Source organism: Pseudomonas donghuensis (genome assembly GCF_000696345.2).
Classification (GTDB): Bacteria; Pseudomonadota; Gammaproteobacteria; order Pseudomonadales; family Pseudomonadaceae; genus Aquipseudomonas; species Aquipseudomonas donghuensis.
In genome coordinates this window covers 2312106-2336704 of the sequence record NZ_CP071706.1, presented here as the reverse complement: position 1 = coordinate 2336704, position 24599 = coordinate 2312106, and the positions used below count along the sequence as shown (strand labels likewise).

Below are 24599 nucleotides of genomic sequence, written 5' to 3'. Positions count from 1 at the left end.
GCATGGGTTCACCTTTTCGATCACGGGAAAACATCATGACCTCTAAGGCTACTGTTCTGATCACCGGCGCCTCGACCGGCATTGGCGCCATCTACGCACAGCGTTTCGCACACCGAGGCCACGACCTGGTACTGGTCGCCCGCGACCGGGCACGTCTGGACGCACTAGCCGTGCGTCTGCACGAGGAAACCGGTGTAGCGGTAGACGTTCTTGCGGCAGACCTCACTCAACCGGGCGATCTGGCGGCAGTCGAGACACGTCTGCGCGAGGACACCCAGATTGAAACCCTGATCAATAACGCCGGGGCTGCGATGTCCGGTCAGTTCATCGACCAATCCACAGACGATATCTCCCGCCTCGTCACGCTCAACACCACCGCACTGGTTCGCCTGGCCAGCGCCATCGCCCCGCGTCTGGCGCAGGCTGGCAAGGGTGCGATCGTCAATATCGGCTCGGTGGTTGGCTTCGCGCCGGAGTTCGGGATGTCGGTCTATGGTGCGACCAAGGCTTTTGCGCTGTTTCTGTCCCAAGGGCTGAGCCTGGAGCTCGCGCCCAAGGGCGTCTACGTGCAGGCCGTGCTGCCGGCCGGAACCCGCACCGAGATCTGGGAGCGTGCAGGCATCGACATCAACACGCTTGCCGACCTGATGAGCGTGGACGACCTGGTCGACGCGGCACTGGTCGGTTTCGACCGCCGTGAACTGATCACCATCCCGCCGTTGCACGACGCGGCGCGCTGGGAAGCGTTGAACGGTGCACGACTGGGCCTGATTTCTGACTTGCGTCAGGCGCAGGTCGCCGAGCGCTATCAGGTCAAGGCGTAAAGGCCGCTCCGGCACGTTGCCCCAGGAGAGAACCATGACAGCCCAGGTAAAACGCGCCGAACCAAGTGGCGTACCAAGCCCCAGCTACATCGACACCCCCACACGCTCGGTCACGGTTGGCAGCACTGCATTTGCCTACCGTGACCTGGGCCCGCGCAGTGGCGTGCCATTGATTCTGCTGAACCACTGGGGCGCGGTGCTGGATAATTTCGACCCGCGAATCGTGGATGGGCTCGCCCGCACGCGGCGCGTTATAGCCATCGACTACCGAGGCATTGGCGCCTCAGGCGGAACCGCACCAGTGACCATCGATGGGATGGCGCGGGATGTGATTGAACTGAGCAAGGCGCTGGGTTTGAACATCGTCGATCTGCTGGGTTTCTCTCTCGGGGGCTTCGTCGCACAGGACATCGTGCTGAAGGCCCCTGAGCGCGTGCGCCGGCTAATTCTGACGGGTACGGGGCCGGCAGGTGGAATCGGTATCGAACAGGTCGCCAAGGTCTCTTGGCCACTGATGCTCAAAGGTCTTTTGACCCTGCGCGACCCAAAGACTTATCTGTTTTTTACCTCCACAGCCAATGGCCGGTTGGCTGCCAGGGCTTTTTTGCAGCGGCTGAAAGAGCGCAAGTCAAACCGGGACAAAGGCCCGACTCCCTATGCCTTGCTGCGCCAACTGAAGGCCATCAAGGCGTGGGGCCGGCAGGCGCCTCAGTCGCTCGACCGCATCCGTGTCCCTGTCCTAATCGCCAATGGCGATCAGGACATCATGGTGCCGACCGAGAACAGTCACGACATGGCGCGGCGCATCCCTGGCGCGCAACTGGTGATCTACAACGATGCTGGGCATGGCGGAATTTTTCAGTATCACAGCGAGTTTGTGCACACAGCACAGGCCTTTCTTGAGGCCCAACCGGAGTCTATCGGGGCGATCAGCTCCCTTAGCGCAACGGAAACGATGAAATGAGTCAACCAACGGCAATTGTGTTCGGCGTGGGATCGGTACGCGGCGTTGGCGGGGCCGTGTGCAAAAGTTTTGCGCGCGAGGGCTATCACGTCATCGTTGTGGGCCGTACGCCAGCCAAGATCGACACGGTGGTGGCAGAAATCACCGCTCTGGCCGTCGGCAGCGCCGAGGCGTTACCAACTGACGTAACCGACGAAACCCAGGTAATGGCCGGTGCCATTGGGCCGGGGCACCGTGATCTTCACGGGCGCCTCAGGCAGCCTGCGCGGCAAGCCCGGCTATGCCCACTTCGCCGCTGCCAAAGCCGGGTTGCGCATGATCGCGCAGAGCATGGCTCGTGAGTACGGGCCCAAAGGCATCCATGTTGCCCATGTCGTCATTGACGGCGGAATCAGTGGAGATCGGCTTCAGGCCGTCTTTCCCGACAGAGACCTTTCCGCGTCGGACGGCCTGCTCGGCTATGCCATCGCCGACAACTACTGGCTGCTGCACCGCCAGCCGAAATCGGCGTGGACCCAGGAGCTCGACCTGAGACCGTTCAAGGAAAACTGGTAACTGCGTCGCCTCAAGCCCCCGGCCCCACGACACCCATTCGTTCAAAAACTCCAGAGAACCATCCCACCATGAAGGCGTTCATCATTGATCGTTACGGGAAGAAAGAGATTGGCCACATCAGCGAAATGCCCGCCCCTGAAGTACGGGATGATGACGTGCTCATCCAGGTTCACGCGGCGAGCGTCAACCCGTTGGATAGCAAGATCAAGAGCGGTGAATTCAAGCTGATTCTTCCCTACCGTCTGCCGCTTGTTATGGGCAACGACGTGGCCGGTAAGGTCGTGCGCGTTGGCGCCCGCGTTCGCGACTTCAAGCCGGGTGACGAGGTTTATGCGCGTCCGGATGATGACCGCATCGGCACCTTTGCCGAGCTTATTGCCGTCAAGGCGTCGTCAGTTGCAGTGAAGCCCAAAAACCTCAACATGGTAGAGGCCGCCGCCCTGCCGTTGGTGGCGTTGACTGCCTGGCAGGTGCTGGTCGAAACCGCTCAGTTGCAGAAAGGGCAGAAGGTATTTATCCAGGCCGGTTCCGGCGGTGTCGGATCCGTTGCCATCCAGTTGGCCAAGCACCTGGGCGCCTTTGTCGCCACTACCACGAGTACAGCCAATGTCGATTGGGCAACCGCTTTGGATGCGGACGTCATCATCGATTACAAAACGCAGGATTTTTCCAACGAACTGCGCAACTACGACGTGGTGCTGAACAGCCTGGGCAACGACGAGTTGAACAAATCTCTGCATATTCTCAAACCCGGTGGGCACCTCATCTCCATTTCCGGGCCGCCCACCCCGGCGTTTGCCGCCGCGCGTGGCCTGGCTTGGCCGCTCAAACAGGTGCTGCGTCTGCTGAATGCCGGTATCCGGAGAAAGGCAAGGCAAAAACAGGTGGATTACTCGTTTGTCTTCATGCAAGCCAGCGGCGCACACCTGCGCAAAATCACTGCCCTCGTCGAGGCCGGCGCCATCCGCCCGATCATCGACAACGTTTTTTCCTTCGCCGACACCGCTAAAGCACTGGCCTACGTTGAAAGTGGGCGCGCCAAGGGCAAGGTCGTGGTGAAAGTAATTTAGCCAGCAGCCCCCGTCGAGTTCGCAATCCAGGAGAAGACCATGACTATTTCTAAATCAGCCCGCGTTGGCACGCGCGCTATGGGCTGCGGCGACTGCCAACGGCCCTATCGACATCCTCATCAATAATGCTGGTTTCGGATACTTCCGCCGCTTCGACGAGGTCGACTGGACACGCGACGCGGAGCTCATGCAGCTCAACATGAACTCCCTGGTCGCCCTCGCACGATGCTTTGTAGACGCACACAAAACCACTAACACGCCCGCGTACATGGTGAACATAGCGTCCACCGGTGCATACCAGTCCGTACCCAACATGGCGCTCTACGCCGCCTCGAAAGCCTTCGTTCGCAACTTCAGCGAAGCGCTCCACGACGAACATAGCGGCACGCCCTTATCGGTCACCTGCATCTGCCCTGGCGGCACTGATACAGCCTTCCACAGTGCGTCAGGCGGCGACCACTCATGGATCGCCAACGCTTCGACCAAAAGCGCAGCGTTTGTCGCACAGTCCGCCATCCAGGCCATGTTGCGAGGCAAGCGCACGGTTGTACCTGGACTGTTCAATAAACTGACGTGTTTTGGCGTGCGTTTTCTGTCACGCCCTCTCGCATCACGGGTCACCACGTACGTGCTGGGCAAACCGACATTGGCTCTACCGGTACGCACTAAGGGTTGACCAAACGTCTGCTACTGGCCGTTTGCTGTCCTCCAGCAAGGGCTGCTTTGGGTCGATAGCAGCCGTTTGCGACTGGCCGCTTTCGCCCCATAGCGGACGGTGACGGCTCGGTTGTTGCTTCGACGCTTTTCAATAAGCATCATCGGGGTTCGACAAGGAGACGTCCCCATGACCAAACCTGTGCTTCATCTCATGTCAGGCAAGATTGCTTCCGGCAAATCAACGCTGGCCAAAAGCTTGGCAGCCGAACAATCCGCAATCCTGCTGAGTGAGGATCATTGGCTCTCACGGCTTTACCCTGATCAGATCAAGTCAGTGACCGATTATGTGCGCCTTGCACGCCAGATGCGGGAAGTACTGGGCCCGCTCGTCATCGATGTCCTGAAGGCTGGCGTGACTGTGGTTTTGGATTTTCCCGCTAATACTCCTCAAGATCGACAATGGCTGCGTGACTTGGCTGATGCAGCCGAGGTTTCTCATTGTGTCCATTACATCGAGGTGGACGATGACACCTGTCGAGACAGGTTGCATCTTCGCAACAACCGCGCCGAACATGAGTTTGCGGCGACTGACGCGGAGTTCGATCTGATCACTAGCTACTTTCGCGCCCCGGATGAGGGTGAGGGGCTCCAGATTGAAGTTCATCGTCTTTGACGGGCAGTAACATCGTGAGGCTGGGTTATCTGAAATGCCCGTTTTTGGGGCAGCTTTGGATCGAAAGCATCACTCGCAAACGAAAGCTAACGACCCATAGCAGACGGTCAGCACAGACAACCTTTCAAGTACACCAGGCACGGCCCCAGAACAGGTTGCCACACGATCTCATGCACAGACAGATCAGGTAAGGAGTTCGCCTGTGTCGTAGTCAAACCGGTAGACCGATTGATCGAAGTCTACGGCTCTAATATGGTCGTGCAACAAGTCAAAGCCTTCAGTAAAGATGTCTGCGCCCCACGCTTGCCAGATGAGTCGGCCATCTGTAGAAAAACGAGAGATCGCTAACTCTCCGTGAGCAATCAGTGCTCCCCGCTGACTTTGCCAATAGATACCAAAGCACGTGGCGACGTCGACCTGAAGGGACCAGAGAAGACGATAGGGATGCACGATTGAAATGCAGGCAATGTGATTGCCGACGGCCAACAGCATAGTGTCTTCGATAACCAAGGCCGAGTGTGCGTGGACATCGGTGGCACCACCCCCTGCACCCACTACCACGATCAATTCCCCGTTTAAGCTCACCCCATGGTTAGACCCTATCGAGTCCGTAAGTGGGATTTCAGATGCGTAACAGCGCCTGTTGTCAGTAGAATTGAACGAATGAGTCGGCTCATTAGTAACTGTGATCAATCCGTAATCGGTATGCAGATTCATTGGTTTCATCATCCGGAAGATCGATGATTATGCCTGTCCAGGGTGCTTGAGGGCGATGCACTGTGAGTGACGCCACTCTTGGTCATTGTCGACTGACACCTTTGGGTCGATGGCAGCCGGTCACGGATGACCGCACTCGACCCTTAGCGGACGTTTAGAGTAGAGAGAAAAATTTGCTACCCATTTGTCAAAGTTGGGCTTTCATCCGCGCCAAAGGCATCCGGCTGGGCGACTTGTTAGACTAGCCGGGTAAAACTTTTTCCTTCAGATTCAAGGCTCAAAATAGAGGACTCGATGTAATTTTTCTTCCATAGAAGCTTCCTGGTAATGTGGGGATCTTTTTTATGCTTTTCTATTTTGATTAAAAGATTGGACGTAACATTATCCTTCAGCTCGCAATGCGTAATTAATGCATCACCAAGTTGAATACTGCCTTCCATTTCCAAAATATAAAGTACATTCAGAATATACTCGGATTGGTCTGGAGAAACTATCGTAGGAATATACGATCTTTTTGGTAAAAACTTGTAGTGAGGAGAAGATGGACCGAAAACCTCTCCATAAATCCTTTTCTCATGTAGAAAAATTTTCTCGCCAAACCGTTGATCGATTAAAATTCTTGGTGTAACTGCTTTTGTTGATTCAATAAGATAGGCGTCCTCTACAGCAGGCCCAAAGAAACTTAGCTCATCAAAATAAGCACTTCCATATGTAACTCCACCTCTGACAAGATACCCTTCGTTCAGTAGGCGCAGCATCATTACTGAAGTATTAAGCAATGCGACCTGAAATAGCTTACTTAAGTCCTTTTTTGAGTCTTTCACGTCAGGCTTATATTTGTAAAATACGTAAGCGCAGTCAGAAAAACTAAAAAGTTTTCGAGTATAGGCGACATGCTCTTTTTCTTTGGTGCCTTGGAGATCCTGGCTCTGCTTCACTGACTCATGAAATATCCGGTGAATTTTGTATTTCTCTTCAAAGGAACTCATCTCCCTAGAACCTAAAATATCTAGGAAAATAACAATCATATCCTCATAGTTTCTCAAAATTTTCTCCAAGCAGCCTAGCGGCTGGATAAATCGAAACCAAGCTATCGATAGCTGCGGTGTAGTCCTCGGTGTCAGGAAGTTCCTGCCCGATAGCTTCTGAAGCTTTAGAGTAAAGGGTGTGGATCTATTTCTCTACCCTAAAATTCCGCTGTTGGCCGCAAGCCGCCACTCAAGGATGGCTACTCTCGGCCAGCAGCGGCATCTGGCCCGCCTTAGCGAAAACTTGCAGCCCTCAACATTGTCAAGGGGCTGCACTCTCAAAAGCCAACGTAATTTGTAATGCTGACTCACCGATTTATTAAAAACACGGGCTGTGCGCTTTCCCTATCACACACCCCGTCAGCCCATTCGTAGAACTAGGTAAGTATCATCTAGCTTTAAATGAAACTTTATGCGGGCTGGGGAGTTAAGCTCGGGGGTTGGTGGAGCCATACCTTGCTGACTCGAAACGCATCAAATTCGAAATCATCGGGGATAAGGTCGCGAGGTTTAATTGGACTATACATACCAAGTTGAACCCGGCGATTAAGTTCGGATTTAAGCCCTTCATCAAGATTATCCCACCACACAGGTGAAGCCCATGTATTTTCACAGAATGTGTAGCAGTATTTCACTAGCGCTGTAGATAAATCTTTGGGGGCAAGGCTTGTGAGAGAATCAATAAATCTTTTGCAAACTTTATTGTGCATGCTCAACCATGAGAATACAAAACATCCTTTGTTTTCATAGCTTATCGCATTATAGATCAGATGGCTCAACTTGCCGCCACGAAGGCCAAGATTCTGTAATCGCGCTCCGCTGAAGTCAAATTCCGGTTGAGTTGACCCACTTACTAAAATATCGGGGACGTCGCTAAGTTCAATGACAAAGTGATTCATCTCATCAAATCGCCCACTTAATAATAGGGTATCCATCTCGTTCTTAATCGAGTTCAACTCATCTAGCGCCAGCTTGATTCCGAACTCTTGCCGCTTAGCCTCCTTTTGAATAATTTCCTGGACCTGACGCGGCTGCCCTCGGTCGGAGATTTTCATAAAGTCAATGCCCAAAAGTTGTTCTTCTTTTGCGTAAAGCTCTCGGCTCGTCGAGCGATAGGCAAGCAAAAATAATTGCTCATTAGACAAAGTAATCTTCCGATCTTCAAGTGCTGCGAAAAGTTCTTTGTCGTGATATGAACAAAAGCCGGTAAAAGTAGAAGCATCATTGATCCCGACTTTTTTTGTTACCAAGACTCCTTCTGTTTTAATAAGTTCATTTAAGCTTGTCCTAGTGCCCATGACATGCCCATTTTCAGCGATTTGCTTAAGGCTTCCGCTTTTGGAGATAGTATGAGCCTTAATTACTTTGGTGGTGCACAAGCCGTCATTGAGTGTTTCAGCACAGCATGTTTTAGTATGCCTCTTTGTTTGCTTCTCAAAGTCCTGACGCTCCAGTGGCGGTTCATGCTCACGATTGAGGTGGCATTTTTTAAACTTTTTCTCAGAACCGCACCAACAGGCCTCATTCCTTCCGGGAATAATGAACATCCGTATCTCCTTTGATTTAGTAAAACATCTTATGTGCTTTGCTAGGGCAGTTCTTTAGTTGCAAAACCTTGCAGGGTGTTACCGGAGCGTGTCCGTTTTTCAAACGTCTGTCGGCCATGAATCTAAGCATGAAACGGACAAATCATAACAACAAATCGGGCAGAGTGCCATCATGACTTTTTGTAAGCTCTTGCTCTAGGGGAGTGGTTAAATGGTTAAAGTAATCTGTGCAAGATTGTTCGTGAGCGTAATGCCTATACCACCAACACATTGGACTTGGGCATAAGCTGCAAACTACTTTCGAGACATATCTTATAACAGGGCTGAATTTTCAAGCAGAACAATAGTGCACATCAGTACTGCAACGCTATTTTATATCAAATAGATGTGAGACTATGCGTACATCTCTAAAGCTGGAACTACTCTTTTTCTGCCTCTAGGTTCTGTACGAAATCCCGAGAAACCCAATCGACGTCCCTCGGAAGCTGAAGTTTTGTAGAGTTTCCAGCCATCTACGGAAAGGAATCCTGTGATGGCAAAGCGTTACGAACTCTCGGATGAGGCTTGGGCTGTGGTCGCTGATCTCTTCACCGAAACCCATGGCCGGGGGCGGCCCCGCCTGAGTGACCGCCTGATGCTCGATGGCGTGCTCTGGGTGCTCTGCTCAGGTGCAGCGTGGCGAGATATGCCGGAACGCTTCGGCCCGTGGTCAACGGTGTATCAACGGTTTCGGGGCTGGCGAAACCAGGGGGCATTCGATCAGATGCTCAAACGCTTGCACCTGAGATTGAATGAGCAAGGCTTGATCGATGTGCAAACCTGGATGATCGACTCAACCGCAGTACGTGCAACCCGAGCCTCTTCTGGCGCCGGGAAAAAAGGGGGCCTGACGAGCCTGCCGATCACGCTCTAGGCCGCAGTCGCGGTGGCCTGACAACCAAAATCCACATGCTCTGCGACGCCAACGGGACACCATTGCGCTTCCTCCTCTCTGGAGGTCAAGCCAGTGACATCAGCTATGCCCAACCCCTGTTGGACGAGGTTAGCATTCCATCGAGCCAACGTGGCCGCCCGCGTAAGCGCTGTAAATGGCTGCTTGCCGACAAGGGCTACGACGCCGAAGCGCTACGCCGTTACTGCGACCAATATCGAATGCAACCCGTCATCCCGCTGCGTTCGATGAAACGCAAACCCAAGCCTGGCTTACCAAGACTGTTTGATCGGCCCAAGTACCGACAACGCAACATCATCGAGCGCATGTTTGGCTGGCTGAAAGAGAACCGACGGATCGTGACGCGCTTCGACAAGCTCGCGAAAAGCTATGCTGCTATGGTCTCGCTGGCTTGTTCCATGCGGTGTTTGCGACATCTCTTTTCGTACAGAACCTAGATACATCCGGTCCGAAGGGCCTTCGACCCAAATAACGCAGTTGGCCTGCAATAGGTCTGCAGCTTGATAGCCTAGACGGTCAAGCGCCTGGGTGATATTGGCCTCGACAATCTTCTGTCCCAGCGCCTGGAAGATGTTCACGTCACTGCTGATGGCAGCATTGATTAGCGCTGCCGAATGGGTACTGATCACCAATTGAAGAGCCTTTTCCTCAGCGATCTGCAAAACTCGCTCGAACATGCGCCTCTGCAATCTTGGATGTATGTGCACTTCAGGCTCTTCGAGCAGGCAAATACTGTTATCTTGCACATGGTTAAGCCAGTGAAGTATCGCAGCACAGGCTTTCCAACCAGAAGGATACGAACTCACTTTGACATTGTTGGGCATGTCCATTCGTGGTTGACCCAATTCGCATTGATTGCGGAGCCAGGTGGAAACGACGCCTTCATCTAAAGCGTTGATGGCATTGCCATCCAATGGCACATGGGATTTGTTGGTATGGCTCTTCCAGTCGATTACTCCGGTGAGCAGTTCGGCGAGATCGTTGAGGTTTTCCAGTGCTTGAGCATTTACGTCTAGGGATGAGCCACCACAATTCAGATATTCGACCTGAACTAGTGCAGCTGGAGGGATTTTTCCTTTGGCCGGTTGTTCGGAAAATCTGTCCAATAATTTCTGAGTGATTTTCGTGAAATGACCGCCTGCCGGCCTGTAACCCATTTTACAAATGATTTTCTGGAATGTTTTGTCCATGGGAGTAGGGACGAAGCGATACAGATAGGCGCTACCGTCCTCGAACTCGATACAAAACTCTGGTGTGCAGCCAAACTCCGGGTTGTCCCGAGCAAGGGTTGGAAGGACGTCCGGCCAGCTCAAGGCTCTAATCATGTCAATGACCGTGGATTTACCTGCTCCGTTTTCTCCGATCAGCAAGTTGAATCTTGCGAGATTTAGCCGGGGGAGATGCTCAGCGGCTTGGCTGTAGTCGTGATGGTTGTCCTGCACAGATGCGTTGAGTTGTCGGATGGACTTGTAGCCAATGGATGTGATATGCATAAGAGAGCACCTCTTCCTTGAGTCGATTGACGTTGGGATGCATCGGACCAACCTCTTTACTGGGGTTCGTGATGCCAAGATTGCGGTGAAAGAGAGTAAAAAGGAACAGACTTACTGGGGGCGCGGTCCGTTTTTTGTTGGTTATTGTCTTTCATGACTGGCCGCTTTGGCTCGAAAGCGGAGGGGTGCGAGTGGCCGCTATCGACCCAAAGCGGCCCTTCTTGGATGCCAGCAAATTACAAGAGCCGAACGTATGGTAGGAGTTTGTACCGTACATCTTCCCTTGCTACGACTGAATAAAGCCTATGGCAGAGGAACATTTTTGGGTACTATTTTCCCCAGAAAATTTGACCGCTGACTCACTAGGAATTGACCTTTGACTACACACGCTCTCAACTACGAGGTAATGATTGCAGATTTAAAGCAAGTGGCGGATAAATTTATAAGCGTAAATCATTTCAAGGTGAAAAATGCGGAGGTCATTCTGCAGATATCCGACAGCCAAGAGATCAATGCGAGGGTTTATCTTTCCGCTAGCGATCAATACATTGTCAGGCTTTATCGTGGCGTATTGGAATCCTGCCTGAGCTTTGTTGAAGATACAGTAGATTCATATTACCCTTTGGTGGCAGCACAAACACACCTGGATAGAGAAACTTTCTTGCGTGCGACATGCTCATGCGTCACGGAATATATGTTTCTGCATGAGTACTGCCATGTCATTCGCGGCCACATCAATTATCGAGATTTTAGGAAGCCTTTGTGGGTCGAGCGCCCAGAACTTGAACTCCAAGATATACGGTTCTTGGAGTGCGATGCAGATATATATGCCGCCAACTTTCTTTTTGCTCGCACCTATTCTGTTTTCAAGGATCCTAAGGTAGCGATCAGATTATGCGATCTGATGCAGTGCTATGTGGTTGGCATCAGGTCAATGTTTGAAATGCTCTACAGAGTTAGTGAAGTAGAAGATTTGCTCCACGAAGAAAGTGAACATCCTCATTCGCTTGTACGAGCTTATATCGCCGTGTGCATGGGGGTCTCCGGTCCTGTCAGCGAGTGTTTAGATGAGGACGCGGAAGAATGCCGTGCTTTAGCGATGCGCGAACTCTTGAGCTACGAAGCTTTTCTATATAAAGATCGCCCAATCGACCCTGGTTTTCTACAAAGCAATTTCGAACGCGAGCTCAATATATGGACTACCCGTGAGCAGGACTTAGTATTTTTTAATTTGTTAAAAGTCCAAAAAGTTTCCATTTTCACGAAAGCTCGCGAATGGTTGCGAAGGTCGAAGCGATTCACCCGGGATTCAAAAATCCAGACCCAACCGTGATTAAAATTGTTTAGATCGACCAAGGTCTGCTCACCGGATTCACGGCTATGTGTTCGAGTTTTTTGGGCTCCGCTAGAAAAAACGTATCCGCCGATCTCCCCCTGATCTTCAGCGAGCACTAGAATTCTTATGTCCTAGAGCCGAAAAATTTGGTCGTTGGGTAAGCTAGAGGAACTGAGACGGCTTTCGAATGACCGCGATGGGTCCATAGCAGACAGTCGCGGCGGCCTGCTTTCTACCCGAAGCAGCCCTTACTGTAGAGCAGCTAACTGCCAAGTGGCCATTCTCTATGTTTCCTTGAATTGGTTAATTCAATTTGAGGCGGCAGGGTGCATACAAATCTCAAAGGTTAAAGACTTGCCGAGCGAGTTAATCTAATAAGCGTTAAGGCTTCTGCAATCGCTAACGATAATGCAATGTTGATGCCGCATAAAAATAGACTTGTTTACCCAGGATAATAGTCCAATGAAAGTTCAAAAGCCAAAGGGCAAACCTGCTTCCGACAACCTGCAACCCTCTGCTAGAAGCGAAGAATATTGGGAGCTTATAAAGCGCATTCTACTGGCTGGTGTGATGCTTTGTTTTTTGATTCTCGTTATCCCAAGCCAATGGAGGGTTGTTTATTCCGCAACAAGTGTGTTTTTGATTGCGATAGGAGTCGGCATCAGGATGGCGCAGATTAACCATCCAGGAAAATACGAATTTACCGAATTTCGGAGTGACGCAGTACGCTGGTACGAAAACCTTAATCGTCGCCACCAACTTTATCTTAATGTTACTATGTGCATCCCATTTCTTGGGTATTTATACGTACTGGACGCAAATGGTTTATTTGTCCCGGTCGCTGCATTATTTTTGATTTACTGTCTGGGTGTTGTTTCGTATGATGTATGTCGCATATATGCAATCATCTGCGAAACCTTTATTGGCAAGGGAGTTATCTCCGTTATATTTGTTATTGGCTCCAATCTCGCACTCAGCATATCGGGAAAAATAATCGGAGGAATGACGCATGTGCCCCCAACCACTTTCCCACACACTCTGTCTTTTTTAGCAATCCTTGCTGTTCCATTTTTGTTTGTTGCGGCGGGAACAGTTTTCATTTTTATAGCCAGCACAATGGCTCCACTTATTATTTATGGATCAAGCTTTGCGAAAAAAGCACCTCGATTTGTAAAGTGGTTTTTTGGAGTTGAGCTTGATGGCTCGAGAAGTCGCTATATTGTTGCGACGTTGATCTTTCAAGTGTTTTTTTATGTGGGTATTGGGACGTTGACACCTGCTGTAATGCTCGCTGTCATAAATAAATACAGCCAGCAAATAGAACTGACTATTGGTAGATCCATATACGAATTTGACATGTATCCCGGCACGGAGTGCAAGGCTGCTTTTGGCCATCGTCAAGCATCACTGGGTGATGAAAATTATATTCTCGCAAGTGAACAGTCAGCAGGAGTAGTGTTCGAGCCCCCCAGGAAGTGCTCTCTGTGACCGCTCCCTCACCTTGGAAAATTAAGTGTAGAGCGCGCCAGCGCAATGTGAGGCAACGAGGTGAGGTAAATTAGTCAACGCACCGCGAGGAGTGCCGTCGTAAGCGCTTCTACGATCTGCTTTTGGTCATAATCGCAGTTCATGAACGTCTGCTATGGGTCGATAGCAGCCATTCGCGAGAGACCGCTTTCGCCCCATGGCGCCGTTGGCGCACACCAGGATTCGGCCAGATGCGCCCACAAGCCACCCCAGTTCGTTGCAAGAGTTGGCCCGTCTGGCTAAAGCCGCTCACTCATAGATCTTGCCGCAGTACAAGAAAACGGCGAACTGCCGCCACGAATTGGATGGTAGAAGCCCTTGACTCAACCCGAAACCGCTACTTTCCGCCCATGAAATAGCACCCTCCAGAAACGCTTCTATCGTCGTGTTCTCCCAGTCAATACTTGTTGATTTGTCTGCCGCCAAAGCCCGGGCAAACCTCAAAAAGGTCTCAGCATCTCTGACCTGATCCAAATGTTCATGAAGCTCCACAACATTCTCCATGCAAAGTCTGCATCACAGGTGGTGCGCCAGTTTCTCCCATCAGCAATGCAATGTCTGTAATGGGTCAAAAGCTCCCATCAAGAATCCCAGCTTGAATCCCCACCCCAACCCCGTTACCCTCCCCCAGTCGCTGCAAATTCAGCGACTCGGGCTTGGCGGTCCGAGACGAAGGCGCAAAGCGCCCCACAATCACCCTCGCAGGCGCTTTTTTTGTGCCCGCGATGATGCTTTATGGCGGGCTGCGCATGGACTTCTTCGGAAGTGCCGGGTTCCTTCGTACCGGTCCGCCAACCTTGCGTAGTCCGTCACCCTTCCCTGCTTGGCGGCAGGCGGTGGCGGATCCTTTCTACGAAGGAGCACCACCATGACCAAACCCGTTCCCGATCCACCCCTCACCACTCAAACCAGCACCACCTTCGGCTCCTGCAACGGCAGCCACGATCCGCTGTTCGCCGTCCGCGCCGGTGTCTCGTCCGAAGACGCCCTGATCCACACCTCCATCCTGCTCAAAAGCGCCTACCAGACCAACGCCCACGCCTGTGAATTGGTCGATGCCGAGGTGCGCGGGTTGCTCTGGGCGACCGAGCAATCACTGGAGATGAGCCTCGCCCTGGTCGAGGCGTTGCTGGACGAGGTCGAAGCGCGCTCGGCAACCGCAGCGTTGTTACGGCGCTCGCTGCAAGCAGGCCAATCGGCGGTGGGGTAATCGCCTGCGAGTGTCCTGGGCCGCCGATGCGGCCCGCTCGTCCAGTGCCGAGCCTGGGCACCCGCCGCGTCGCCCCACTCCTTTGGCCCAAATCAAGCCGCCGGGCCTGGTTCGCGAGACGATGGCTGAAAGCCGGCCACCGCCTTGAGCTCAGGCAACGCCATCGATCCAATTGCGCGGCATTGCATACCAGCATCGAATGCGTCATCTGGACTCGCCCCGTGTCAACGTGCGTGTGATTGGGTCAGATTGCCCTGAATATATTCGCCACGTCCTTACGGCAGGCACGTTTAGTTGACCAGGCTCAGCCAGGGCCAGCGTTCACGATAGCTCGCCGCTTTTTGGCTGAACAAGCCAGGCAGCGGGTTCAGTTCGTTAAGCCTGAGCAGGTTGTTCTGAAGATCGTCCAGGCCATGTGTGCTGTATAGCGCCCCTGTGTAGACATCCACTCCCAGGCAGGTTGAGCTGATCAGGTAGCGATCTATGCCATCGGTTACTTTTCTCAATTGAGGATAGGCGGCGCCGAATTTCGATTCGTACCACAGGTGAACGCGGGCCTGATTGCGTACCTCTACGTTGACCTCAAGATGGGAGCAGGCATCGCGAACCCGTGTGATAACTCGATCCTCGGCCTCCCATGAAAGGTCCTCATCGAAATAGGCGATGTCGTAATCCTTGATACCCCATTCAGCGGGCTGTCCCGATTGATGATTCCAGAAGGTCTGGAACAGACACCCCGCTGTCAGCATGCAGTGAGGGATGTTCAGTGTCGGCAGGAGCGTAAGTAATGCGTGATTGATGGCGTTTTCTTGGGCGATCGCCAGCACGTGCTCGTTGGTCAGTGAATGCATCGTTACCCTCCATGGTGGCTGGGGTGAGCTTACCTGAGCGATGCCCGGGATGAATGATTTAATGTCCGCTTATAACTGTGGATGCAACCCAAAGCCGTCATCGGCCCATTACCCTAGTGCTTCGTTATTCTCCATCCATATCGCTCGAACTGAACCCTCGAGTGCCTTCGATTATTTCGTAACCGCGAAACTGAACGCCTGTTCTTGCAAGCTCGTTTTGATCAATGCAGCCAATTGTTGGGTGGCTGGTGTTGGGTCGTCGCCACCGCGGTGAAGCACATAGCCAAGGCTTGGCACGGCGGGTAAGCCAGAAACAACGGTGAGATGACTCGGCAGCCCGATGCGAGTTCGCAGCGTCAGGCCCAACCCGGCGGCGACGGCCGCCCAGATACCACCGACGCTGGGGCTGGTCAGGGCGATCCGCCAAGGTATTTGCGCGCAATCCAGCGCCTGGGTGGCGGCGCTGCGCAATACGCAAGGCGCGTCGAACATGATCAACGGCAGCGGTGAGTCATCAAGGGCAGTCAGCAATGGCGTATCGCGGGCCCCGATCCAGTGCATCTGGGTTTCGCCCAGTCGCGTGGCATAGGGCGACATGTACCCGGTGTCCCAGGTCAGGGCCAAGTCCAAGCCCCCGCTTTCGACCAGCGCCAGCAATTCGACATTTCGCGCAATCTTTACTTCCAGGCTCACCCTCGGGTACGTCTGGACGAAGCGTCGCAGGATATCGCTGAGGAAATGTTCCCCAAAGTCCTCTTGAAGCCCGAGGCGTATGGTCCCGGCGGCCTGGCTTTCATGCAGGGTCTGGAAAATGCTGTCGTTCAGCTCCAGCAACCGGCGGGCATGGCTGAGCAGTGTTTCTCCTACGGGAGTCAACACCAGCCCACGACCGGATTTAGCCAGTACCGGCGTGCCGACCTGCGCCTCGAGTTTCTTCAACTGGGCGCTCACGGCGGACGTCGATCGACCGAGACGATCCGCCGCTTTGGCGAAGCTGTTGAACTCCACGCCGGTGACAAAGGTGCGCAATACATCAAGATCGAAGGTCGGGCGGCGCATTCGATAGTCCACAAATTTGGGATGATTACCGCTATTAAATCTGATATTCGGCATTATCGCGAATTGATAGTTTTGCCCTGTCGATTAGCCAATCAGAGGGAAAACGTCATGAACCCATCCATGACCACTGCGCAAGCGCAACAGGCCGAATACCCGCAACCATTTGCCGAGTTGACCGAACATATGCTGTTCGGCGAGATGTGTACGCGTACGCAATGGACGCCTCGTGAACGCAGCCTCGCCACAGCCCAGGAGTAACCGGCCATGCCGTTTGCACGAATTTCACTGCACCGGGGCAAGTCCGCCGAGTATTTACAGGCGTTGTCTCAGGGTTTGCACGACGCCTTGGTCGAGAGCTTCGAAGTGCCGAAGACCGATCGCTTCCAGGCCATTCACCAACATGAGGTCGGAGAGCTGATATTTGATCCCCACTACTTGGGGGGGCCGCGTAGCCATGACTTTGTGCTAATCGCGATTACCGCTGGCCGTCCTCGAAGTGTTGAGACGAAACAGCGATTTTACCGCGGTCTGGTCGAGAAACTGGGGCGGACGACGGGACTGAACGCGGAGGATGTCATGGTGGTGATCACCACTACGGCCAGTGATGAGTGGTCGTTTGGTGGAGGGCGGGGCAACTAGCCTTCGGGTGAGTGCAGCGCCTGTATTCCATAATCGATAGCACCGGTAGGACATGCCGGTCAGACAGGCACAGCCTATTGGCGTACCTGCCAGTTTGGTTCAGCGCGCGTGCGGATGGTCGAGTACAGCCCTGGCTATTTGACCGATCACTGGTGTTGGAGGGGACATATCCTGCTGTGCCTGAAGGGTCGGTTGAATCCACCGCCGAAAGCGGTCGGTCGCCAACGACTGCTTCCGGCCAAAAGCGACCCTTGGGCAAACGATGAGTCCAGCATTTGCTGCATTAACTAAAGTTCGGCTCGGTCAACACGTTGCGCCCTGACGGGCGCAATCGCATGCGAAAAAGATAATCACGAAGCTTGGATGTTTTTTTCAGCCATTGTGCACTGTCGGGCACGCGTTCCAAATAATCGAGCATCGGCGTCAGGATGGCGTCCGCCATGCTGTAGTCCGCCCCGCAGAAAAATTGCTGCCCGCCCAACTGCTTCTCCAGCAGCCCAAGTGTTTGGGTAGCCATTGGTTCGGCGGTCGCCACAGCTTCTCTATCGATAGGGCGTGACGGTTGCGCAGGTGAAACCAGCAATAAAAGATAACGACGTATCAATCGATCATCGGCATACGTCGCCAAGGCAGCGGACCACTGATCGACCTTTACCCTCTGGGCCAAGTCTGCGGGTCTTAGGGATGCGTGCGCAAAGGCTTCATCCAGGTAGCGGCAAATGGTGGTTGTTTCGCTTACGCTCCGCTCTCCATGCAGCAATACCGGGACCTTGCCAAAAGGATGCAGTGCCTTGTGTTCAGGGCTGTGGAGCGTGATCGTTTTACCCTCCACGTGCATCCCGTGCGTGTAATCGAGCGCTTTCTCTTCGCAGTAAAGTCTGACACTACGCACGAAGGTGCTAAATCCAGGTCCCAGTATGTGCAATCGCATGAGTAGCTCCTTGAGGGAAGAGTCGGCAATTCTGGTCGGTATGACTTTATGTTCAAGAACATAAAGTCCCGTTTTGTCATACTCCCTCTCACGCTTTACTGAGGAGAAGACGTATGCCCTGGCCTGCTACACAGCGCGCAACCACTCGACAGGTGATTTTGGATAGCGCAGCACGACTCTTCGCACTGGAAGGTTTCGAAAAAGTCAGCATCGACTCAATTATGGAAAGTGCCGGACTGACCCGGGGGGGCTTCTATAGTCACTTCGCATCCAAAACGGAGCTTTACACCGAAGCGATTAGAAATGCCGCGAACGCGGGGGGCGCGATACTGGAACAGGCTGGTAAAGACGGTTTGCAGCAGGTAGTGAAAGACTACCTGCGCATGGACCATCGGGATGCAAGCCGTATGCACTGTCCGTTAGCCTTTATGGTCAATGATGCTGCTCAGCAGAACGGAGCCATCCAGGAGAGCTACACCCAAGTGCTCGAAGCTTTCATTGCACGTCTGGAATCCAGACTGAAATCGACGACAGAGACCGATACACGCCAGCATGCTTTGCAAATTGCCGTAGGGATGATTGGTGGCTTGGCACTAGCGCGAGCTGTGGCCGATGAGCAATTGGCGCAAGAGATTCTCACAGCCTGTCAACAGGGGTGTTTGCAGCTCGTTGAGCGATGACATGCCTTAGCAAGCAACGAAACGACTGCATGGGGTCGGTAGCAGCCACTTGCGAACGGCAGCACTCGACCATCACCGGCCGTTCAGGGCAAATTCACGTCCCTTGACCCACAACGCATACATTCCATCAACCAAGTCCTCGGCTATTGCCTGCTGCTTTACCGGATCACGTAGCGTAACCAGATCATCCCGCGGAAGCGTGACCAGGTCGATGTTGATTTCGGGGAAGCGCCAAAACAGGTCGGTGCTCTTGCCGGAAGAGCCTGGTATGGAGTCGCTCAGCTTGTGTAAATTTTCTCGTTCAGATGCCTTGGCTTCCTCAGGTATGCCATAGCCAAAGTAGAATCGGTGATTGAGTTCGATGTAGACGAACCCTGCCATAGCACCCAGGGCGAAGTACAAACCGTATTGGCGATTGCCGCGCGACTTGCTGTAGTAGTTGCGTATGGCATCGCGACTTGCGGTGTCTTCCGGCTTAGGCATGTCAGGGTAGGTCGCTTCACGGTAGGTGCGTATACGCCCCCAAAGCTGATCTTGCAGATCGATGAGCGCTTCTTTGTAAGCCTGCTCGATATCGGCTACCAGTAGCAGATTGTCTCCCTCCAATAACTTCTTTTTCAATTCACTCATGTACATTCCTCCCTGGTCCGTGGATGTCAGGTTCTTGAGCAGTTCGATGTACTGGAAAACGCTTTCGCGCAAGCCGGGATCTCGTGCAACCAAAGGCACACAGCGCTCTAGCCAACTGATAATGTCCGTTTCATAGCTGATCAGGTCCACCTTGACGCCTTTGCTGCTTTGCTCAGATGGCTCCGAACCATCGAGCGTCAGGTAGAGATTGGTAATGGCCGTGTACCCCTGCCTTCTAATCAACTGGTCATAACGGTAGATCTGCTCATCTTCGTCGTGATGGTAGATCTTGTTTTCTATAATGATGGCCTGGCCTTTGCTATTACGGATGAATATATCGATGTCCCTGAATTCGGCGTGGACGCTGGCGGTCTCTACGTCGAAGTCGTCAATATTAAGGACGTGGAGCAAGGTCTTGAGCAAGGCGTTACCACAACCGTGCGAAGCTTGCGGGTTCAGCAGGTAGGCCAGAAAGCGGGAGTGCAGGTAGACCTCATCGCTGTTGCTGCGCAGCACTGTAAACAAGTTAAAGCCGGGGTCGCGGTGATGGGTTGCGCGCAGAACGGCAGCCGCTTGGAACAGATCACTCATCGTGAATACTTTCCGTAATAGTCAGATAGGGATTTTTGTCGCCTCACGTTTTGCACAGACGACAGACAGCTTTTGGCCGAATGCCTCCCTCCGCGAAGGGCCGTTATCGACCCATGGAAGAATTGTGCGCTGTATTCAGCAATCTACTGGCGAGTCGACACGTTCGACGTAATCAGACTCGCCCTCTCCAGTCGCACCGGACAACCAACCCCAAACAAAGTGAAGCGTCGTGCGCCCATGATGGTCTTGGCCAATCTCGCCGCGCGACCAGCCAGCAAGGATCTCATCCGCAGTGGTAATGCAGTGATAAAGAAGCTCGATGGTGTTGCTGCCCGTCACCCGACCCACTTGACTGCCCATGCGGATCCGGCCACCGTGGTAAGTGCCAGTGATGGTCCCACCGTCGACGAGATAATGAAATACCGTTCCGTTACCCGATAGCCCTTGGGTGTTGTTGGCGACGGTGAATCGACGGTTGTTCAATCGTTCGTGAATTTCGGAAAAGCATTCCATAAGCCACTTGCCCTCACCTGGAAATCCATTTCAGAAGCGCACAGCCTATACGTAGATGGTTGGGGCTTCCATCTGAATGTCCGCTAAGGGTTGTGGATTCAACCGGTCGAAAGCGGACGGTCGCGATTGATCGCTTTCGACCCAAAGCGAACGTCCCTGGCCTGTCCGCTTCTACTACATGCTGACGCTGTTGGTCCCGCCCGGGAGAGCCTAATCCTAAGGTCCAGCCTGAATATCGCCAGGGCTACAGGACTTTAAGACCATTGGCAGTCTCGATGTATGCCTGCAAACCATATCGCTCACTGCGCAGGACACTGACCGGGCCGGAAAAGCCGATAGTCTCAAGGTGGTGTTCCACGCCCTCTGGATCGGGATGAACGATTTCCAAGCGTTGCAATTGGCAGCCGTTATCAGCGAGCGTCTGTGCTGGATGCTCCGAGTCGCCCCAGTCGATCAGGCTAGGCACGACCCCACCCAGCGGTAAGTGGCCGTCAGGCTGAATCGAAATATTCCACGACAGCGCTCCCCTGCTCATTGGCTCGATCATTCCAAAAGCCTTCTTGAGCCTTTCGTCTGCGGCATCTAGATGCTCTGTACGCGCCACCCAATGGGCCAGATAGGGAACTGCTTGTGCACTCAGCGCATCTAGGCCGAACCACCTTGGTCTAGTGGGTAAAGGCGCCGTACCGTCGGGGGCAATTACCTCGAGATAAAAAAATTCCCCTAAGCGCAGCAGCAGGTTATGTGTACTCATACGCGCATGCTTACCTCCCGGCTGCAACTGCACCCCCAGTTGTTGCTCGACGAGTTGCGCGCCTGAGGTAAGGGTCGGTGACACGATGACCAAATGATCCAGGCTGGAACGCCTCATATGCACAGCTCCAGGTTCAGAAGATCCTGTATGTCTTGTCGCCGCCTGATCATCCGAAAACTTGCGTTCTCAATCAGGACCTCGGGCAACAAAGGCCGACTGTTGTAGTTTGAAGACATCGAAGCACCATAGGCGCCCGAATCATGGATCACCAGAAGATCACCGACACGGGCCTGCGGCAGGTCTTGGCCGGCCAGGGCGTGTTCGTCCTGGGTGAAAACATCGCCGGACTCGCACAGCGGCCCAGCTACCATGGTGGGTTGCAAAGGGCGAGACACCGGAATCCCGTCGGCGTCTAGCAACGTCATGCGGTGGTAACTGCCGTACAAGGCCGGCCGTATCAAGTCGTTAAAGCCGGCATCAACCAGGATGAAAGTAGTGCGGCCCATTTGTTTCACGGCGCGGACCTCGGTCACCAGGTAGCCCGCCTCTGCGATCAGGTACCGGCCCGGCTCTATCTCCATTCGCACGGAATGACCAAGTACTTCCTCGATTTCCTTGCGGGCCGCCGCCCATGTCCGAGCGTAGCGCTGGATATCGACCGGCATGTCGGTGCGTCGATACGGAACAGACAGCCCTCCGCCAATCGAGAAAGCCTCGATATCCCTATCTAGCTGACCAACAAGCTCAATCATCGATCGAGCAACCTGCTCCAAGTGCTCGTAATCCACTCCTGAGCCGATGTGCATGTGCACGCCTACCAGATGCAAATCGTAGGTCCTGATACAGTCAAGCGCCTCGCCCAGCTGTTCGTGCCAAATGCCATGTTTGCTGTTTTCACCGCCCGTGTTGGTCTTGCGACTGTGTCCATGGCCGAACCCGGGGTTGATCCGAATCCAAACCCGGTGTCCTGGGGAGCGCTCGCCCAGCTGCCGGAGCATGTCAATTGAGCCCGCGTTCACTTCTATCCTTGACTCGATCACCCGGGCCAGGGTCACCTGGTCCAGCACATCGCACGTCAGCACCACCCCCGCTGGCTGGCCATCGAACGATGCCCCCGCAGCCAGGGCCCGTTCGATTTCACCTAGTGAGACGGCATCGAGGACCAGGCCTCGTGCCCGCATCAAGCGCAGGATATGCACGTTTGGATTGGCCTTCTGCGCGTAGCGAACCGTGTCGAAGTCTTGCAGATTTTCGATACGATCGATGATGGTTTTTGCGTCGTATGCCCATAGGGGCGAGCCGTGTCGGCGAACCGCGTCGGCCAATAATTCGAACGGTGCAGAGTCGATCATGAAGAGTCCTCGTTCAGGGGACCATGAGGATGGAACAAGACGAGTATTCATGAAAATAGCTTTTGTTCTGGAATCGATTCATATCTGATATGACTATTCCATTCTTTCTGGTACCGCTGTGAAGCTTTCCTTTCGCCATATCGAGATCTTTAGAGCCGTCATGTCAGCCGGAAGCGTCACGGGTGCCGCACGTCTGCTCTTCACCTCACAACCCACCATCAGCCGTGAACTGTCACGGTTGGAACAGCTGCTTGGGCTACGGTTGTTCGATCGCGAGGGTGGCCGCTTGAAGCCAACGGCGCAGGCGTTGCTGTTGATCGAGGAAGTTGAGCTTTCCTACATTGGCCTGGAGCGTATCGACCGGTACGCTCAGGCCATTCGCAACTTCGAACATGGAAGGCTGGCCATCACCTGCCTGCCGCTCTTCTCCCAGACCCTCCTACCCGAGGTATGTCGGCAATTCCATCAGCATCACCCAGGCGTGAGCGTAGGCATTACGGCTCAGGAGTCACCATTACTGGAAGAGTCGCTGGTCGCCCAACAACATGACCTTGGGTTAACCGAAGTCGAGCAGATCCCCCGAGGGACGTCCGGCGAATTGCTGTTCAGCGCCAGGATGGTCTGCGTGTTGCCGAACCAGCACCCCTTGTTACAGAAGACTCAGCTTGAGCTGAGCGACTTTCACGAGGTGGATTTCATCAACCTATCCAGCCTCGATACCTACCGGCAGCAGTTGGACCAGCATTTCAGAATCGCCGGAGTCAACAGGCGCACGGTCATCGAGACCACCAACGCGGCATCGGTGTGCGCTATGGTCAGGCAAGGGCTGGGCGTGGCGGTTATCAACCCGCTGAGTGGGCTGGAAGCCGCGCAGAGTGGGCTGTCGATTCGCCAGCTAGGTGTCTGCGTTCGTTACCAGGTGATGATGATTCGCCCCAACCACCGGCCAGGCTCGGCGGCAGTGGATTTGTTCAGTGAGGCGCTGCGAACGCAAGCCCGAAAAATGAGCGATATCCTGGCAAAAGATTGTTGAAAAGACCTTCACTTTATGTGCGATCTGGGGCCTTACGTTGGTGGATGGGACAGTTCGATGCGAGCCATGTACAGAAGCCGCGACCCCATTTAAGGATAATATCCAGACTAAAAACCTGACTTCAAGTTGTAGAGAAGGCATCCTGTTTCGGCATAAAAAATCGAGCAAACAATTCAGATTGCGACTTGATGTTCAATTTGCCGTAAATGTTGCGGCGGTGAACCTTTATCGTCTCCACCGAGAGGGAAAGCTTCCCGGCTATTTCTTTATTAGAGAAGCCACTCAGTAACAACCTCAGCACATCACTTTCGCGCGTCGTTATTTGTGCGCCCAGCGGGGTCATCGTTTCTGGCCATAGCGGTGGCTCCGCGTGATTTTTCCCGACGTCAGTTTCAAAACACATGCGCTGATGCATCAATGCAGTCACCCACGGCTTGACAATATCAAGTATTGTTATCTGTTCTTGATCAAAACGGACTTTGCTACCAACGGAAATGCACAAGGTTCTATCGGCGTCGAGCTGAACATTGTACTGCACCTCATCCGCAGAAATGTATTGCGCGAAATACTGATGATAATACTCAGTTTCAAGAAAATATTCTGGCGCAATATCCAGCAGGTGAAAGAAACCGCTCTGTGGGTTTTCTCGATTAGCGATATAAAATGGATCCAGCAAATAAAGCCCCTTCACGTAGCGATGAATGAACGCGTTCACCTCTTCCGCATCTGCCACCTCAGGAAGACTAACCACTTCCACTTGTTGACTGCTGAAAATCAATACAACCCAATTATCGATTTGCACGTATTCATTCAACACCCGAACCAGTGAACTCCAGAACTCTGGACGGTTCAACTGCATGATCAGCTTCCCAATCGATCGGTGCCAAGCCAGGCTCTGGAGGTCGAACGGCATTTTCTACCCCTTTTGGGTTAGGGATTCGTAGGTCAGGGGTAAGTATTCGTAGGTATTTACTATTCGGTAACGCCCGGTATATTCACTGCCAGGGCCTAGG

The 24599-nt window shown here is 53.3% G+C and carries 25 protein-coding genes and 3 pseudogenes; 15 read left to right on the top strand and 13 right to left on the bottom strand.

Going from position 1 to position 24599, the window contains the following annotated elements; genetic code table 11:
* The first annotated feature begins 35 nt into the window (after positions 1 to 35).
* From BV82_RS10805 to BV82_RS10780, 6 genes and pseudogenes are all read left to right on the top strand, one after another.
* Positions 36 to 824 carry an SDR family NAD(P)-dependent oxidoreductase gene (locus tag BV82_RS10805; protein ID WP_010225366.1) on the top strand — a complete coding sequence of 263 codons (789 nt, stop codon included), beginning with the start codon at positions 36 to 38 and terminating at the stop codon, positions 822 to 824.
* Between the two features lie 34 nt (positions 825 to 858).
* The gene (locus BV82_RS10800) at positions 859 to 1788 is read left to right on the top strand and encodes an alpha/beta fold hydrolase (protein WP_036994675.1); all 930 of its coding nucleotides are present in this window, start codon (positions 859 to 861) and stop codon (positions 1786 to 1788) included.
* Positions 1785 to 2343 (top strand): annotated as a pseudogene (locus tag BV82_RS10795) (SDR family NAD(P)-dependent oxidoreductase). Before BV82_RS10800 ends, BV82_RS10795 begins: the two are co-directional and overlap by 4 nt.
* A gap of 68 nt (positions 2344 to 2411) precedes the next feature.
* Complete coding sequence (locus BV82_RS10790) at positions 2412 to 3413, top strand: NADP-dependent oxidoreductase (protein ID WP_036994674.1); 1002 nt, start codon at positions 2412 to 2414, stop codon at positions 3411 to 3413.
* Between the two features lie 64 nt (positions 3414 to 3477).
* Positions 3478 to 4089 (top strand): SDR family NAD(P)-dependent oxidoreductase, encoded by a 612-nt coding sequence (locus tag BV82_RS10785; RefSeq protein ID WP_051636740.1) that lies wholly within the window; start codon positions 3478 to 3480, stop codon positions 4087 to 4089.
* Between the two features lie 168 nt (positions 4090 to 4257).
* Positions 4258 to 4743, top strand: coding sequence for a P-loop nucleotide/nucleoside kinase family protein (locus tag BV82_RS10780; RefSeq protein ID WP_036994673.1), 486 nt, complete (start codon positions 4258 to 4260; stop codon positions 4741 to 4743).
* 183 nt (positions 4744 to 4926) lie between these two features.
* On the opposite strand, the gene BV82_RS10775 is transcribed toward BV82_RS10780, so the two are convergent.
* The 3 genes from BV82_RS10775 to BV82_RS10765 form a co-directional block, all read right to left on the bottom strand.
* The gene (locus tag BV82_RS10775) at positions 4927 to 5460 is read right to left on the bottom strand and encodes a hypothetical protein (protein ID WP_233673739.1); all 534 of its coding nucleotides are present in this window, start codon (positions 5458 to 5460) and stop codon (positions 4927 to 4929) included.
* Positions 5461 to 5696: 236 nt separating this feature from the next.
* A complete protein-coding gene (locus BV82_RS10770) occupies positions 5697 to 6506 on the bottom strand; it encodes a hypothetical protein (protein WP_100782273.1) in 810 nt (269 codons plus the stop codon).
* A gap of 392 nt (positions 6507 to 6898) precedes the next feature.
* Complete coding sequence (locus BV82_RS10765) at positions 6899 to 8035, bottom strand: SEC-C domain-containing protein (protein WP_051636739.1); 1137 nt, start codon at positions 8033 to 8035, stop codon at positions 6899 to 6901.
* Between the two features lie 532 nt (positions 8036 to 8567).
* On the opposite strand from BV82_RS10765, the gene BV82_RS10760 reads away from it, so the two are divergent.
* A protein-coding gene (locus BV82_RS10760; RefSeq protein ID WP_085989524.1) for an IS5 family transposase occupies positions 8568 to 9424 on the top strand; the annotation gives its coding sequence in 2 pieces (ribosomal slippage) (positions 8568 to 8916 and positions 8916 to 9424; 858 coding nt in all).
* A 171-nt stretch (positions 9425 to 9595) separates the two neighbouring features.
* On the opposite strand, the pseudogene BV82_RS26360 reads toward BV82_RS10760, so the two are convergent.
* Positions 9596 to 9811: pseudogene (locus tag BV82_RS26360) on the bottom strand (AAA family ATPase); the annotation flags it as partial.
* Positions 9812 to 10856: 1045 nt separating this feature from the next.
* On the opposite strand from BV82_RS26360, the gene BV82_RS10755 reads away from it, so the two are divergent.
* Positions 10857 to 11813 (top strand): hypothetical protein, encoded by a 957-nt coding sequence (locus BV82_RS10755; protein ID WP_036994666.1) that lies wholly within the window; start codon positions 10857 to 10859, stop codon positions 11811 to 11813.
* Between the two features lie 465 nt (positions 11814 to 12278).
* Positions 12279 to 13304, top strand: coding sequence for a hypothetical protein (locus BV82_RS10750; protein ID WP_145959281.1), 1026 nt, complete (start codon positions 12279 to 12281; stop codon positions 13302 to 13304).
* A 288-nt stretch (positions 13305 to 13592) separates the two neighbouring features.
* On the opposite strand, the gene BV82_RS10745 is transcribed toward BV82_RS10750, so the two are convergent.
* The gene (locus tag BV82_RS10745; RefSeq protein WP_026001442.1) at positions 13593 to 13835 is read right to left on the bottom strand and encodes a DUF7660 family protein; all 243 of its coding nucleotides are present in this window, start codon (positions 13833 to 13835) and stop codon (positions 13593 to 13595) included.
* A gap of 376 nt (positions 13836 to 14211) precedes the next feature.
* On the opposite strand from BV82_RS10745, the gene BV82_RS10740 reads away from it, so the two are divergent.
* Positions 14212 to 14553 (top strand): DUF6124 family protein, encoded by a 342-nt coding sequence (locus BV82_RS10740; protein ID WP_036994664.1) that lies wholly within the window; start codon positions 14212 to 14214, stop codon positions 14551 to 14553.
* A 290-nt stretch (positions 14554 to 14843) separates the two neighbouring features.
* Here BV82_RS10740 and BV82_RS10735 read toward each other — a convergent pair whose 3' ends face one another.
* Positions 14844 to 15404, bottom strand: coding sequence for a nucleotidyltransferase family protein (locus BV82_RS10735; protein WP_036994663.1), 561 nt, complete (start codon positions 15402 to 15404; stop codon positions 14844 to 14846).
* 171 nt (positions 15405 to 15575) lie between these two features.
* A complete protein-coding gene (locus tag BV82_RS10730; RefSeq protein ID WP_036994662.1) occupies positions 15576 to 16463 on the bottom strand; it encodes a LysR substrate-binding domain-containing protein in 888 nt (295 codons plus the stop codon).
* A 108-nt stretch (positions 16464 to 16571) separates the two neighbouring features.
* Between BV82_RS10730 and BV82_RS10725 the strand changes: the two genes are divergently transcribed.
* The 3 genes and pseudogenes from BV82_RS10725 to BV82_RS26355 all read left to right on the top strand — a co-directional run.
* Positions 16572 to 16721, top strand: coding sequence for a hypothetical protein (locus BV82_RS10725; RefSeq protein WP_158491187.1), 150 nt, complete (start codon positions 16572 to 16574; stop codon positions 16719 to 16721).
* A gap of 6 nt (positions 16722 to 16727) precedes the next feature.
* Positions 16728 to 17102, top strand: coding sequence for a tautomerase family protein (locus BV82_RS10720; protein ID WP_036994734.1), 375 nt, complete (start codon positions 16728 to 16730; stop codon positions 17100 to 17102).
* Positions 17103 to 17138: 36 nt separating this feature from the next.
* A pseudogene (locus BV82_RS26355) lies at positions 17139 to 17336 on the top strand (DHCW motif cupin fold protein); the annotation flags it as partial.
* Positions 17337 to 17385: 49 nt separating this feature from the next.
* Here BV82_RS26355 and BV82_RS10710 read toward each other — a convergent pair.
* Complete coding sequence (locus BV82_RS10710; RefSeq protein ID WP_036994661.1) at positions 17386 to 18033, bottom strand: glutathione S-transferase family protein; 648 nt, start codon at positions 18031 to 18033, stop codon at positions 17386 to 17388.
* A 113-nt stretch (positions 18034 to 18146) separates the two neighbouring features.
* On the opposite strand from BV82_RS10710, the gene BV82_RS10705 reads away from it, so the two are divergent.
* A complete protein-coding gene (locus BV82_RS10705) occupies positions 18147 to 18713 on the top strand; it encodes a TetR/AcrR family transcriptional regulator (RefSeq protein WP_010225401.1) in 567 nt (188 codons plus the stop codon).
* Between the two features lie 72 nt (positions 18714 to 18785).
* On the opposite strand, the gene BV82_RS10700 is transcribed toward BV82_RS10705, so the two are convergent.
* The 4 genes from BV82_RS10700 to lysA all read right to left on the bottom strand — a co-directional run bounded on the left by BV82_RS10700 (position 18786) and on the right by lysA (position 22553).
* Positions 18786 to 19934, bottom strand: a complete 1149-nt coding sequence (locus BV82_RS10700) for a PDDEXK-like family protein (RefSeq protein ID WP_036994660.1) — start codon at positions 19932 to 19934, stop codon at positions 18786 to 18788.
* A 135-nt stretch (positions 19935 to 20069) separates the two neighbouring features.
* Positions 20070 to 20447 carry an avidin-fold protein gene (locus BV82_RS10695; RefSeq protein ID WP_036994659.1) on the bottom strand — a complete coding sequence of 126 codons (378 nt, stop codon included), beginning with the start codon at positions 20445 to 20447 and terminating at the stop codon, positions 20070 to 20072.
* A 244-nt stretch (positions 20448 to 20691) separates the two neighbouring features.
* On the bottom strand, positions 20692 to 21318 hold the full coding sequence (locus BV82_RS10690; protein ID WP_036994658.1) for a VOC family protein: 627 nt from the start codon (positions 21316 to 21318) through the stop codon (positions 20692 to 20694).
* Positions 21315 to 22553, bottom strand: a complete 1239-nt coding sequence (gene lysA, locus BV82_RS10685; protein ID WP_036994657.1) for a diaminopimelate decarboxylase — start codon at positions 22551 to 22553, stop codon at positions 21315 to 21317. The genes BV82_RS10690 and lysA overlap by 4 nt, the downstream gene beginning before the upstream one ends.
* Positions 22554 to 22671: 118 nt before the next feature.
* On the opposite strand from lysA, the gene BV82_RS10680 reads away from it, so the two are divergent.
* Positions 22672 to 23586, top strand: a complete 915-nt coding sequence (locus tag BV82_RS10680) for a LysR family transcriptional regulator (RefSeq protein ID WP_036994656.1) — start codon at positions 22672 to 22674, stop codon at positions 23584 to 23586.
* 121 nt (positions 23587 to 23707) lie between these two features.
* On the opposite strand, the gene BV82_RS10675 is transcribed toward BV82_RS10680, so the two are convergent.
* Positions 23708 to 24499: a response regulator transcription factor gene (locus BV82_RS10675; RefSeq protein WP_036994655.1), complete on the bottom strand. Its 792-nt coding sequence runs from the start codon at positions 24497 to 24499 to the stop codon at positions 23708 to 23710.
* Between the last annotated feature and the right edge of the window lie 100 nt (positions 24500 to 24599).

What these genes read in the sequence shown, in the direction of transcription:
- BV82_RS10805 (WP_010225366.1), top strand. Translation starts at nt 36, where the DNA reads ATGACCTCTAAGGCTACTGTTCTGATCACCGGCGCCTCGACCGGCATT.
- BV82_RS10800 (WP_036994675.1), top strand. Translation starts at nt 859, where the DNA reads ATGACAGCCCAGGTAAAACGCGCCGAACCAAGTGGCGTACCAAGCCCC.
- BV82_RS10790 (WP_036994674.1), top strand. Translation starts at nt 2,412, where the DNA reads ATGAAGGCGTTCATCATTGATCGTTACGGGAAGAAAGAGATTGGCCAC.
- BV82_RS10780 (WP_036994673.1), top strand. Translation starts at nt 4,258, where the DNA reads ATGACCAAACCTGTGCTTCATCTCATGTCAGGCAAGATTGCTTCCGGC.
- BV82_RS10775 (WP_233673739.1), bottom strand. Translation starts at nt 5,460, where the DNA reads ATGAATCTGCATACCGATTACGGATTGATCACAGTTACTAATGAGCCG.
- BV82_RS10765 (WP_051636739.1), bottom strand. Translation starts at nt 8,035, where the DNA reads ATGTTCATTATTCCCGGAAGGAATGAGGCCTGTTGGTGCGGTTCTGAG.
- BV82_RS10750 (WP_145959281.1), top strand. Translation starts at nt 12,279, where the DNA reads ATGAAAGTTCAAAAGCCAAAGGGCAAACCTGCTTCCGACAACCTGCAA.
- BV82_RS10740 (WP_036994664.1), top strand. Translation starts at nt 14,212, where the DNA reads ATGACCAAACCCGTTCCCGATCCACCCCTCACCACTCAAACCAGCACC.
- BV82_RS10735 (WP_036994663.1), bottom strand. Translation starts at nt 15,404, where the DNA reads ATGCATTCACTGACCAACGAGCACGTGCTGGCGATCGCCCAAGAAAAC.
- BV82_RS10730 (WP_036994662.1), bottom strand. Translation starts at nt 16,463, where the DNA reads ATGCGCCGCCCGACCTTCGATCTTGATGTATTGCGCACCTTTGTCACC.
- BV82_RS10725 (WP_158491187.1), top strand. Translation starts at nt 16,572, where the DNA reads ATGAACCCATCCATGACCACTGCGCAAGCGCAACAGGCCGAATACCCG.
- BV82_RS10720 (WP_036994734.1), top strand. Translation starts at nt 16,728, where the DNA reads ATGCCGTTTGCACGAATTTCACTGCACCGGGGCAAGTCCGCCGAGTAT.
- BV82_RS10710 (WP_036994661.1), bottom strand. Translation starts at nt 18,033, where the DNA reads ATGCGATTGCACATACTGGGACCTGGATTTAGCACCTTCGTGCGTAGT.
- BV82_RS10705 (WP_010225401.1), top strand. Translation starts at nt 18,147, where the DNA reads ATGCCCTGGCCTGCTACACAGCGCGCAACCACTCGACAGGTGATTTTG.
- BV82_RS10700 (WP_036994660.1), bottom strand. Translation starts at nt 19,934, where the DNA reads ATGAGTGATCTGTTCCAAGCGGCTGCCGTTCTGCGCGCAACCCATCAC.
- BV82_RS10695 (WP_036994659.1), bottom strand. Translation starts at nt 20,447, where the DNA reads ATGGAATGCTTTTCCGAAATTCACGAACGATTGAACAACCGTCGATTC.
- BV82_RS10690 (WP_036994658.1), bottom strand. Translation starts at nt 21,318, where the DNA reads ATGAGGCGTTCCAGCCTGGATCATTTGGTCATCGTGTCACCGACCCTT.
- lysA (WP_036994657.1), bottom strand. Translation starts at nt 22,553, where the DNA reads ATGATCGACTCTGCACCGTTCGAATTATTGGCCGACGCGGTTCGCCGA.
- BV82_RS10675 (WP_036994655.1), bottom strand. Translation starts at nt 24,499, where the DNA reads ATGCCGTTCGACCTCCAGAGCCTGGCTTGGCACCGATCGATTGGGAAG.